This is a genomic window from Leifsonia sp. EB34 (genome assembly GCF_041260585.1).
GTDB lineage: Bacteria > Actinomycetota > Actinomycetes > Actinomycetales > Microbacteriaceae > Leifsonia.
In genome coordinates, this window is sequence record NZ_JBGCCV010000002.1 from 1,368,642 (window position 1) to 1,379,996 (window position 11,355).

At 69.7% G+C, this 11,355-nt stretch carries 11 protein-coding genes; 2 read left to right on the forward strand and 9 right to left on the reverse strand.

The window, feature by feature from the left end; all coding sequences use genetic code 11:
• Positions 1-296 precede the first annotated feature (296 nt).
• Positions 297-860: a vitamin K epoxide reductase family protein gene (locus tag ABIA36_RS16000; protein WP_369963771.1), complete on the forward strand. Its 564-nt coding sequence runs from the start codon at positions 297-299 to the stop codon at positions 858-860.
• Positions 861-924: 64 nt separating this feature from the next.
• On the opposite strand, the gene ndk is transcribed toward ABIA36_RS16000, so the two are convergent.
• From ndk to ABIA36_RS16025, 5 genes are all read right to left on the reverse strand, one after another.
• A complete protein-coding gene (gene ndk / locus ABIA36_RS16005) occupies positions 925-1,347 on the reverse strand; it encodes a nucleoside-diphosphate kinase (RefSeq protein WP_369963524.1) in 423 nt (140 codons plus the stop codon).
• Complete coding sequence (locus ABIA36_RS16010; protein ID WP_369963525.1) at positions 1,344-1,730, reverse strand: DUF4233 domain-containing protein; 387 nt, start codon at positions 1,728-1,730, stop codon at positions 1,344-1,346. The genes ndk and ABIA36_RS16010 overlap by 4 nt, the downstream gene beginning before the upstream one ends.
• Positions 1,727-3,094 (reverse strand): folylpolyglutamate synthase/dihydrofolate synthase family protein, encoded by a 1,368-nt coding sequence (locus ABIA36_RS16015; protein WP_369963526.1) that lies wholly within the window; start codon positions 3,092-3,094, stop codon positions 1,727-1,729. Before ABIA36_RS16015 ends, ABIA36_RS16010 begins: the two co-directional genes overlap by 4 nt.
• The gene (gene ileS / locus ABIA36_RS16020; RefSeq protein ID WP_369963527.1) at positions 3,091-6,471 is read right to left on the reverse strand and encodes an isoleucine--tRNA ligase; all 3,381 of its coding nucleotides are present in this window, start codon (positions 6,469-6,471) and stop codon (positions 3,091-3,093) included. Before ileS ends, ABIA36_RS16015 begins: the two co-directional genes overlap by 4 nt.
• Positions 6,472-6,706: 235 nt before the next feature.
• Entirely contained in the window at positions 6,707-7,375 is a 669-nt protein-coding gene (locus tag ABIA36_RS16025; RefSeq protein WP_369963528.1) for a TetR/AcrR family transcriptional regulator, read from the reverse strand.
• 64 nt (positions 7,376-7,439) lie between these two features.
• On the opposite strand from ABIA36_RS16025, the gene ABIA36_RS16030 reads away from it, so the two are divergent.
• Positions 7,440-8,798, forward strand: a complete 1,359-nt coding sequence (locus ABIA36_RS16030; protein WP_369963529.1) for an MFS transporter — start codon at positions 7,440-7,442, stop codon at positions 8,796-8,798.
• A 49-nt stretch (positions 8,799-8,847) separates the two neighbouring features.
• On the opposite strand, the gene ABIA36_RS16035 is transcribed toward ABIA36_RS16030, so the two are convergent.
• The 4 genes from ABIA36_RS16035 to ABIA36_RS16050 are packed head-to-tail and all read right to left on the reverse strand — an operon-like array spanning position 8,848 to position 11,234.
• Positions 8,848-9,240 carry a hypothetical protein gene (locus ABIA36_RS16035; protein ID WP_369963530.1) on the reverse strand — a complete coding sequence of 131 codons (393 nt, stop codon included), beginning with the start codon at positions 9,238-9,240 and terminating at the stop codon, positions 8,848-8,850.
• Positions 9,241-9,242: 2 nt separating this feature from the next.
• On the reverse strand, positions 9,243-9,635 hold the full coding sequence (locus ABIA36_RS16040; RefSeq protein WP_369963531.1) for a hypothetical protein: 393 nt from the start codon (positions 9,633-9,635) through the stop codon (positions 9,243-9,245).
• A complete protein-coding gene (locus tag ABIA36_RS16045) occupies positions 9,632-10,957 on the reverse strand; it encodes a WXG100 family type VII secretion target (RefSeq protein WP_369963532.1) in 1,326 nt (441 codons plus the stop codon). The genes ABIA36_RS16040 and ABIA36_RS16045 overlap by 4 nt, the downstream gene beginning before the upstream one ends.
• On the reverse strand, positions 10,947-11,234 hold the full coding sequence (locus ABIA36_RS16050) for a hypothetical protein (RefSeq protein WP_369963533.1): 288 nt from the start codon (positions 11,232-11,234) through the stop codon (positions 10,947-10,949). Before ABIA36_RS16050 ends, ABIA36_RS16045 begins: the two co-directional genes overlap by 11 nt.
• Between the last annotated feature and the right edge of the window lie 121 nt (positions 11,235-11,355).

Here is an 11,355-nt window from a genome sequence, read left to right on the forward strand (position 1 = left end):
TTGTGCCGGCCTGCGTGGCCGGCTGTTCATTCGGGCGCACCTGGCGCCCTCAAGCCTTCTGTTCGCGTCGGCCGGCGTGCTGCCGGGACGACGTATCCAATGATTATCGCATGTCGTGGCCCGTGGACCGGCGCGACCCGCGTTCACAGAACGGGCGCGCCGCGCCATGCCATAATCCGACTGTGCCTGCCTCGAAGACCGCGACCGCCGCCCAGGAGCCCCAGAAGTCCCAGAAGTCTCAGCGGCCGACGACCGATCCCGCTCCCGCGGAGTATCGCCGCCCGACCGCGCTCGCGATCTTCCTGATCGTCGCAGGCGTCATCGGCTTCTGGGCGGCCTTCATGCTGACCACGGACAAGTTCCACCTGCTCGCCGACTCGCACGCGCAGCTCTCCTGCAACTTCAACGTCCTCGTCGGCTGCAGCAAGAACCTGAACTCGTGGCAGGGCTCGCTGCTCGGCTTCCCGAACCCGCTGCTCGGCCTCGCCGGCTGGACCGCGACCATCGCGGTCGGGGTCGGCCTGTTCGCCGCCGGGCACTTCGCGCGCTGGTACTGGATCGCGTTCAACGTCGGCGTGCTGCTCGCCCTGGTGCTGGTGATCTTCCTCATCACCCAGTCGCTGACCGTGCTCAACGTGCTCTGCCCGTGGTGCATGGTCACCTGGACGGTCACCATCCCGACGTTCTGGGCGGTCACGCTCTACAACCTCAAGGAGGGGCACATCCCCACGCCGGAGCGGGCGCGCCGGGTCTTCCGGACGCTCTACGGCTGGGTTCCGCTGATCACCATCGTCAGCTATGCGATCGTCGCGGTGCTCGCGCAGATCCAGCTCGACTGGATCCACCGCGCGTTCGCCTGAACCCCACGCACGCAGAACGGCTCCCGACCAGGCGGTCGGGAGCCGTTCTCGTCTCGCGAGGCGCTCAGTCGAACCAGAGCGCGAGCTCACGCTGCGCCGACTCGGGCGAGTCCGAGCCGTGCACCAGGTTCTGCTGCACCTTCAGGCCCCAGTCCCGGGCCAGGTCGCCGCGGATGGTGCCCGGCAGCGCGGTGGTCGGGTCGGTCGCGCCGGCGAGCGAGCGGAAGCCCTCGATCACGCGGTTGCCCGCGACGCGCAGGGCGACGACGGGGCCGGACTCCATGAACTCCACGAGCGGCTCGTAGAACGGCTTGCCCTCGTGCTCGGCGTAGTGCTTCGCGAGCAGCTCGCGGTCGGCCTGCAGCATCCGGATGTCGACGAGCGAGTAGCCCTTGGCCTCGATGCGGCGCAGGATCTCGCCCGTGAGGTTGCGGGCGACTCCGTCGGGCTTGACGAGGACGAGGGTCTCTTCGACGGCGGTGGTCATCTGATCTCCGTTCGGTTGTTCCGGTCGGTGGTGTTCCGGTCGATGCGGGAGGCGACGATCATGCAGTAGGTCCACATGGCCGTGAAGATCGCCCCCACGATGAAGAAGGCGGGCTGGAGGAAGCCGGCGGCGACGACGAGGAGCTGGACGATCCAGCCGAGCACGACGCCGATCCGGTTGCGCATGAGTCCGATGGCCGCGATCATCAGCAGCACCACCAGCGCTCCCCCGCCGAGCGCGGCCCAGGCGGGCAGGGCGTTCAGGCCGAAGAGCACGAGGGCGCCGAGGAAGACGACGATCAGCTCGAAGCCGAGCACGATCGAGCCGAGGCTCTCGCGCAGGGAGCGCTGCCGGCGGGCGCGCGGCTGCTTGGCGTCGCTCACGCGGTCGCGTCCTTCCAGCCCTGCTCGTCGGCGTACGCCATGGCGGCGCCGACCAGCACGATGGAGCCGGTGACGACGACGGCGCGCCGGGGCTCCTCGCCCGCCCACTCGCGGGCGGCCTCCAGGGCGTCGAGCGCGTCGGTGTAGACGATGGTCGCCTCGTCGCCGGCCTCCTCGCGCACGATGTCGCCGAGCTCGTCGGCGGGCAGCGCACGGTCGGATGCCGGCTCGGTCACGAAGAACTGGGTGGCAACAGGGGTGAGCGCGCGGATGACTCCGCGGGCGTCCTTGTCCCCCAGGCTGCCGATCACGAAGGTGAGCTCGTCGAAGTCGAAGTAACGGCGGAGGGCGTCGGCGAGGGTCGCGGCACCGGCGGGATTGTGCGCGGCGTCGACCAGGACGGTCGGCTCGACGCCGACGAGCTGGAGGCGGCCGGGCGAGGTCGCGGTCGCGAAGCCCTCCTCCACCAGGTCGGACTTGAGCGGCTGGGTCCCGCGGCCGAGGAAGGTCTCGACGGCCGCGACCGCGACGGCGGCGTTCTGCGCCTGGTGGTCGCCGTAGAGCGGGAGGAAGACGTCCTCGTAGGTCGCCGCGCGTCCCCGCACGGTGACGAGCTGGCCGCCCACGGCGACCTGCGTGCTCACGACGTCGAACGCCTGCGGCTGGGCCGCGAGCGTGGACTCGGTGAGCCGGGCGGCCTCCTCGAGCTCGGCCATCGCCTCCGGAACCTGCGCCGAGGTCACGACGTCGGCGGATGGCTTGACGATGCCGGACTTGGTGCGCGCGATCTCGCGGACCGTGGCGCCGAGCTGCTTGGTGTGGTCGAGCGAGATGGGCGTGAAGACCGCCACCTGGCCGTCGCCGACGTTGGTGGAGTCCCACTCGCCGCCCATGCCGACCTCGATCACGGCGACGTCGACCGGTGCGTCCGCGAACGCGGCGAACGCCAGCGCTGTCAACGCCTCGAAGAAGGTCAGCGGCGCCTTGCCCTGCTCCTCCAGCTCGGCGTCGACGATCTCCAGGTACGGGCGCACATCCTCCCAGTTGCTCACCAGCGCCTCATCGGAGATGGGCACACCGTCGATCATGATGCGCTCGTTGAAGCGCACCAGGTGCGGGCTGGTCAGCAGGCCGGTGCGCAGGCCGTAGGCGCGCAGGATGCTCTCGGCGATCCGGCTGGTCGAGGTCTTCCCGTTCGTCCCGGTGACGTGGATGATCGGGTAGGCCCGCTGCGGGTCGCCGAGCAGCTCGACGGCGCGGCGGGTCGCGTCGAGGCGGCGCTCGGGGGCGCCCTCGCCGACGCGGGCGAGGAGGGCCTGGTAGACCGCCTCCGCGTCCTCGCGCAGTTCGTCGTCGTCGGTCATCGGGTGGCCTCCACCTTCGTCACGCCGACCGTGAACCGGCCCGCGTTGGCGAACAGGCCGGCGGCGAAGTCCTTGCTGAAGTCATCGCGGTCGTCGGCGGAGCGGGCGCCGGCCGAGACGAACTCGAACTCCAGCGCCAGGGTCTCGGCAGCGATATCCACCGCCTCGCCCGCGAGCGCGATGGCCGCCACGTCGTCCTCGTGCTCGAACGCGACGCTCAGCTCGATCCGGTCGCTCACGTCGAGCCCGGCCGCCTTGCGGGTGTCCTGCACGGCGCGGATGACGTCGCGGGCCAGGCCCTCGGCCTCCAGCTCCGGCGTGGTGGCCGTGTCGAGCAGCACGAAGCCGCCACCGGGCAGCAGCGCCAGCGCCGAGGTCGCCTCGTCGTCGGTCTGGGCGGTCTCCAGGACCAGCTCGTACTCGCCCTCGACCAGCTCCACGCCGCCCACGGTAACGACTCCGTCGTGCTCCGACCAGTCGCCGGCGCGCGCGGCCTGGATGACCTGCTGCACCTGCTTGCCGAGCCGCGGTCCGGCGGCGCGGGCGTTCACCGTCAGCTTGCTGGTGATGCCGTAGGCCGCGGCGCTGTCGTCGGCGAGCTCGACCAGCTCGACCGCCTTGACGTTGAGCTCGTCGCGCAGGATGCCCTCGAACGGTCGCAGGGCGCCGGCGTCGGCCGCGACCACGGTCAGCGACGCGAGCGGCAGCCGCACCCGGCGGCCGGACTGCTTGCGCAGCGACAGCGCGGTCGAACTGATCGCCCGGATGCGGTCCATCGCGTCGACCAGCGCGTCGTCGGCCGGGAACTCCGCCGCCTCCGGCCAGTCGGTGAGGTGCACGCTTCGGCCCCCGGTGAGGTCCTTCCAGATCCGCTCGCTGACCAGCGGGAGCAGCGGCGCGGCGACCCGGGTCAGCGTCTCCAGCGCCGTGTACAGCGTGTCGAACGCCTCGGCGCCCGTGCCGTCCTCGGCGACACCGGTCCAGAACCGGTCGCGCGAGCGGCGCACGTACCAGTTGGTGAGCACGTCGGCGAAGTCGCGCAGCTTGGCAGCGGCGAGCGTCGAGTCGAGCCCCTCCAGGTCTGCGGTCACGGCCTCCACCAGGTCGCGCGTCTTGGCGAGGAGGTAGCGGTCGAGCACGTCGGTGGACGCGACCCCGCGCTTCGCCTCGTAGCCGGTCGCGTTGGCGTAGAGCGAGAAGAAGTACCAGGTGCTCCAGAGCGGAAGCAGCACCTGGCGGACGCCCTCGCGGATGCCCTCCTCGGTGACGATGAGGTTGCCGCCGCGCAGCACGGGGCTGGACATCAGGAACCAGCGCATCGCGTCGGAGCCGTCGCGGTCGAAGACCTCGTTGACGTCCGGGTAGTTGCGCAGCGACTTGGACATCTTCTGCCCGTCGCTGCCCAGCACGATGCCGTGCGAGATGACGTTCTTGAACGCGGCGCGGTCGAACAGCGCGGTGCCGAGCGTGTGCAGCAGGTAGAACCAGCCGCGGGTCTGCCCGATGTACTCCACGATGAAGTCGGCCGGGTTGTGGCTGTCGAACCAGTCGTGGTTCTCGAACGGGTAGTGCACCTGGGCGAACGGCATCGACCCGGAGTCGAACCAGACATCCAGCACGTCCGGGATCCGGCGCATGGTGGAGCGGCCGGACGGGTCGTCCGGGTTCGGCCGGGTCAGCTCGTCGATGAACGGGCGGTGGAGGTCGGGCTCGCCCGCGGCGTTCACGGGCAGGCGGCCGAAGTCGCGCTCCAGCTCCTCCAGCGAGCCGTACACATCGATGCGCGGGAACTCCGGGTCGTCGCTCTTCCACACCGGGATGGGCGAGCCGAAGTAGCGGTTGCGCGACACCGACCAGTCGCGGGCGCCCGCCAGCCACTTGCCGAACTGGCCGTCCTTGACGTTCTCGGGCACCCAGTTGATGCCCTGGTTGAGCTCGACCATCCGGTCGCGGAACTCCGTCACGCGCACGAACCAGCTCGACACCGCCTTGTAGATCAGCGGGTTGCGGCAGCGCCAGCAGTGCGGGTACGAGTGCTCGTAGCTCGCCTGGCGCAGCAGCCGGCCGTCCTCGCGCAGCAGCGTTGTGAGCGGCTTGTTCGCCTCGAACACCTGGAGGCCGGCGACGTCCTGCACTTCCGCCAGGAAGCGCGCGCCGTCGTCCACCGAGATGATGACCGGGATGCCCGCGGCCTCGCAGACGCGCTGGTCGTCCTCGCCGTAGGCGGGGGCCTGGTGGACGATGCCGGTGCCGTCCTCGGTCGTCACGTAATCGTCGACGAGGATCTGCCAGGCGTTCTGGGTGCCGTACTTCTCGGTGTCGGCGTAGTAGTCCCAGAGCCGGTCGTAGGTGACGCCGGCGAGCTCGCTGCCGCGGACCGTGCGGCTGACCGCGTCGCGCGCGGCCTCCGGCGAGCCGTAACCGAGGTCCTTCGCGTAGTTGCCGACCAGGTCGATCGCCAGCAGGTACTCGCCGCTCAGCGACTCCTCGTGGAGGGCCGCGCTGTGCCGCCCGCCGTCGCGCCCGTGCACGTCGGCGGCGCCGTTCGGCCCGGCGGGGACGACCGCGTACTCGATGTCGGGGCCGACCACCAACGCGAGGTTGGTGGGCAGGGTCCACGGCGTCGTCGTCCAGGCCAGGGCGCGGACGCCGGTGAGCCCGAGCGCCTCCGCCTTCGCGCCGGTCAGCGGGAACGTCACGGTGACCGTCTGGTCCTGACGCATCTTGTAGACGTCGTCGTCCATGCGCAGCTCGTGGTTGGACAGCGGGGTCTGGTCGCGCCAGCAGTACGGCAGGACGCGGTAGCCCTCGTAGGCCAGGCCCTTCTCGTGGAGCTGCTTGAACGCCCAGATCACCGACTCCATGTAGGAGGTGTCGAGCGTCTTGTAGTCGTTGTCGAAGTCGACCCAGCGCGCCTGGCGGGTGACGTACTCCTGCCACTCGCGGGTGTAGCGCAGCACGGAGTCCTTCGCGGCCTGGTTGAAGGCGGCGAGGCCCATCTCCTCGATCTGGCTCTTGTCGGTGATCCCGAGCTGCCGCTCCGCCTCCAGCTCGGCGGGCAGGCCGTGGGTGTCCCAGCCGAACCGGCGCTCGACCTTCTTGCCGCGCATCGTCTGGAAGCGCGGGAAGACGTCCTTGGCGTAGCCGGTCAGCAGGTGGCCGTAGTGCGGGAGGCCGTTGGCGAACGGGGGGCCGTCGTAGAAGACCCACTCGGGCGCGCCCTCGCGGTTCTCCACGGAGGCGCGGAAGGTGCCGTCCTCGGCCCAGAAGGCGAGGACGTCGGTCTCGATCTCCGGGAACACCGGGGACGGCGTGACGTCCTGGGGCTCGCGCCCGGGCTCGGGCGCTCCATCCGGTGCGGACTTGGGGTACGGCATCTCTCTCCTGGCAGTCGTGATCTGCACGAGGACGCCGGACGCTCGCACGCCCGTCGCGGTACCACCCCGCTTGCCCTACCCGCCTGCGGCGCCGGGTGAGGCCTCTCGTTCTGCGGCTGTGACGGGCCTGCCCCGTTCGGTTCTAGTGAGCGGGCGAGGGCCCGCCGTTCTTCCGAAGACTCACCGGTGATGGCCGGGTCGACGTCGTTCGCACCATTCTATCGGGTGATCGGCCCTAGTCGGACCCGAAGGCGGCGGCGTAGCCGGCGCACACCGGCTCGACCGCCGCGCGCACCAGCGGCGCCAGCGGGCCGCGCCGCACGCCGGCCCGCGCCCAGACGCCTGCCGCGGCCACGGCGGCTCCCACGACGGCGGTCGCGGCGGCCCGCGGGAGCAGCCCGTCCGGGTCCTCCCCCGCGCGGCGGGAGATCGCCGCTGCGACCAGCCGGACGACCGAGAGGAAACGCGGCAGCGCGGAGGCCTGCAGCTCGGCGTCCGTGCCCATCAGCTCGACCTGGGTCACCGCGAGCGGCAGCCGGTCGGGGCCGAAGCCCTCGGCGAGCCGCACGACGGCCTCCAGGACCGCGGTCATGGGCTCCACATCGTCGTCGGCCGCGGCCAGCATCGCCGGGAACGCAGCGAGCGACTCGTCCACCTCCAGCCAGAGCAGGTCGCTCTTGGCCGCGAAGTAGTTGAAGAAGGTGGCCCGGCTGACGCCTGCGCGCCGCGCGATGTCGTCCACGGTGGTGCCGGCGTAGGTCTGCTCCAGGAACAGCTCGCCCGCGGCCTCCGCCAGCATGCCGCGCGACGAGGCGCGCGGCCGCCCGGAGCCGCTGTGGCCGTGGCCGCCGGACTGCGCCGACGCGCCGGACGGTGCCGCCTGCATGGAATGGCGCGGTGTCACGATGCGTTGTCTCCTCACGCCTAATATTGGACCCGGTTCAAATACCCCCGTCAGAAGGACACCCGTGACCTCCACCCCCACGCTCGCCGTCAGCGAGACCGATCGCCCGGGCATCACGCCGGGCACCGCTCGCCGCGTCGCCATCGCATCGTTCGTCGGGACCTCCCTCGAATCGTACGACTTCTACCTCTACGCGTACTTCGCCGCGTTCTTCGTCGGCCCGCTGTTCTTCACGCCGCTGGGGGCGTTCGGCGGGGTCCTCGCCGGGTTCCTGGCCATCGCGGCCGGCTTCGTCATCCGCCCGGTCGGCGCGGTCGTGTTCGGCCACCTCGGCGACCGGATCGGCCGCCGGCCCGTGCTGCTGATGACCATCCTCCTGATGGGGATCAGCACCGGCCTCGTCGGCGTGCTGCCCTCCTACGCCGCGGCCGGCTGGTTCGGCGGTGTCGTGCTCGTGCTGCTGCGTCTCGTGCAGGGCCTCTCGCTCGGCGGCGAATGGGGTGGCTCGATCCTCCTGGCGACCGAGTACGCCAACCCGAAGCGCCGCGGATTCTACGCCGCCCTCCCCCAGCTCGGCTCGCCGGTCGGCTCCATCCTCAGCGCGGTCGTCTTCATCGTCCTGACGCTGACCATGTCGCCGGCCGACATCGCCTCGTGGGGCTGGCGCATCCCGTTCCTCACGGCGTTCCCGCTGCTGCTGGTGTCGCTCTACCTGCGCTGGTCGATCGACGAGACCCCGGTGTTCCGCAAGCTCGTGGAGACCGGCCGCCGCGACCGCTTCCCGGTCCTCGACGTCTTCACCAAGGCGCCGAAGGCCTTCATCATCGCGATCGGCGCGGCCGTTCTCGGCATCGGCTCGTACTCGCTGATGAACACCTACATGGTCGACTACGGCACCAGCGTGCTGGGCTTCAAGTTCCAGGACCTCCTCGTGGCGACCACGATCGGCGGTCTGCTCCAGCTCGTCACGATCCCGCTGTTCGGCCTCTGGGCGGCGAAGATCGGCTCGGCCCGCGTCGTCGCCATCGGCGCGATCGGGACGCTCGTCGTCGCCTTCCCGATGTACTTCGTGCTGCAGAGCGCCACGTTCGGCGTGCTCGTCGCCAGCATGATCATCGGCGGCATCCTGCCGACCCTCTCGTGGGCCGGACTCGGCGGGCTGATGTCCGACCTGTTCCCGAGCCCGATCCGCTACAGCGCCCTCTCGGTCGCGTACAGCGTCGCGGCGCTGCTCACGTCGTTCGTGCCGGCGGTGACGCTGGTGTTCGGGCAGGCGGTGCACAACGCGTGGTGGCACCCGGGGGTCGTGCTGGCTGTCATGTCGGTGATCACGCTGGTGGCGGCGTGGGCGGCGGCGCGGCGGCGGCCGGTGCTGGATGAGGATGTGGACGCGGAGGTCGCGGCGACGCCTGCGGTCGTCTGAATGCGTGCGGGTCCCTGGCTCGGGCTGCGTGCTTGCGCCAGGGACCTGCCTAGTCGAAGAATCGTTCGTCCAGCGGAGGCAGCGACTCCTCGAGCCGCTCGCCTTCCTCGGTGAGATCGAACATGCACAGCCATGCCCAATCCGTGTCGTCGCGGCCCTCAGGCATGTACACACCGTTGAGTCGTTCGATCTGCTCGTCCAAGGTCCCCGGCCACTCGAAGAAGGCGATTGCGGGCTCCTCGGGGTCAATCCCTCGCACTTGGCCGATCCTGAAGTAGCCAGCCTCGGCGAGCGAACGCATGGTCGAGAGGACCAGCGCCTTTCGCTTCACCTCGTCAGGTTCGAAGGCCTTTGCCTCGTAGTTCACCGCACGGATGCTCAGCCAGTCACCGCCACCCATATTCAGATACAGGTGCTCGAGGCTGTCTGGTTCGACGTTCATGGCTAGTCGAAGAATCGTTCGTCCAGCGGAGGCAGCGACTCCTCGACTCGCTCGCCTTCCTCGGTGATCTCGAACATGCAGGCCCACCCCCAGTCCTTGTCGTCTCGACCTTCCGGCATGTACACCCCGCTGAGCCGCTCGATCTTCTCGTCCAACGTCCCCGGCCACTCGAAGAAGTCGATCAAGTCGCGCTCCGAGCTCACGTACTCGACGGACCCGATCTTCAAGTAGTCGGCTTCCGCGAGCGACCGCATGGTGCTGAGAACCAACGCTTTGCGCTTCACTTCGTCAGGTTCGAACTCTTTCGCCCTGTAATTCGCCTCGTCGATACTCACCCAATCGCCGCCAGTCATATTCAGATACAAATGCGCCAGGCTGTTCGGCTGAATCTTCACTTTCCGTATCCTTTCGGCAGATGCAGCTTGGTGTATCGGCCGCTGGGTGACTTGATATCGATGGTGGGGCCGCCAGAACTACTTTTCTTGCGCACCCCGATCCTGGTCTCATCGGGAAGCCGGAACACATCACCCTTATAGTCGCCCCACGAGTCATCCTTCTCGCCGCCTTGGATGATCTCTTCCGCGATCTTCGCCAGATCCTCGGGCGTCTCGACCTCGCGGACATCGCTGTTATTTCCTTTCCGCGAGTTCTCCTTCACGATCGCGTCCACGTCCTCGTAGCTCTTGGCGTCGTTGAACCACTCCGCCGGGGCGCCGACCGGCGTTCCGCCGATATGCTCCTTGACCGTGCCGTCGCGGTTGTGGGTGAGGGCGTAGATCCGTAGTCGCGCCCGCTGTATCCGCTCCTCCGGCGTGTAGAACCGCGACCCGCTCGTGGAGCCCGTTCCCACACCCCCGATGACCACCAGCGCGATCGCCGCCGTGACCACACCTGCACCGCACAGGGCGATCAGCTTCTCGATGCTGTACGCCCCGCTGAGCAGCCACCGGGCGACCTGTTGCACGCCCGCTCCCGGCGCAGGAAGCGTCGTCGACGCCGGGCGAATCGTCACCCCCGGATTCGCCCGGTCGTACCAGGCCAACGCGGAGAGCGCGCTGATGAAGTCCGCGCCGAGTCCCGGCGTCGCCGCGCGCGTGAGGCCGCCGTCCAGGGTCGATTCCAGGCGACGAGCGAAGATCCGCTCCTCCGAGTCGTAGTCGTCCTTCGCGCGCCGCGCTCGTGCCCTGGCCTCGTCCAGTCGCTGCTGCGCGTCATCGAGGCGGTGGCGGGCGCCGATGAGTTCGAGCAGGACGGTCTGCTCGTCGTGGCGCACCGACGACGCCGCGTCCACGACCGCCAGGGCAGCCAGGAGGGCTGCGTGCTCGACGGAGAGCGCGCCGGCCAGCGCCTGCGCCCGCTCCAGGTCGTCCTGCGCCTCTTCCGCCTCCCGCCGAGCCCGGTCCGCCTCGTGCTGCGTCTCGGCGAGCGAGTGCGCCGACGTGCGCGTCGCCGCAGCCGCCTCGTCGTGCTGCTGGGTGGCGGTCTTCGCCGCCGCGAGGATGGTCCCCAGCGTTTCCGCGAAGACTTCGGCCGCGATCCCGGTCCACGCGGGAGCCTCGAGCATCGTCAGCGTCCGCCGCATGGCCTCCGACTGGTGCCACAGCCACTCGGTCTGTTCGGCCAGCTCGCGCGCCCACGCTTCGACCGCCTCCACCTCGCCGGGCGTGGGGTCGGCGTTGAAGCCGACGACCGACCAGTCCGCTCCGCTAGATCGCACGGACGCCGCCCTCGAACATCCCCGCGTCCTCCGCGTCACGCCGCTCATACCCGTCGGCCAGTGAGAGCAGGCCGTTGCTCAGCGCCTCGGCACTGCTCGTCAGCAGTGACCGCGGGGTGGACCAGTACCGTTCGAACCGTTCGAACGCGGCCGCGGAGACGCGGGAACCGAGCTCCGGTCCCGCGACCCGCGAAGGATGCCTTCGCTCGGCAGCACGGGACAGCGTGCCCGCGGCTTCTCGCAATCGTTCGGTCTCGACAGCAACCGCACCGGTCATGACGCCTCACTCACATTGAAATCAGGCGTTCAGCATATTGGTCCGTCGTCGTGCAGCCGTGACCAGGGCTGTTCTGTAAACTTGTCCGGTACCCCACATTCAGGCACCCCGCTGACACGGT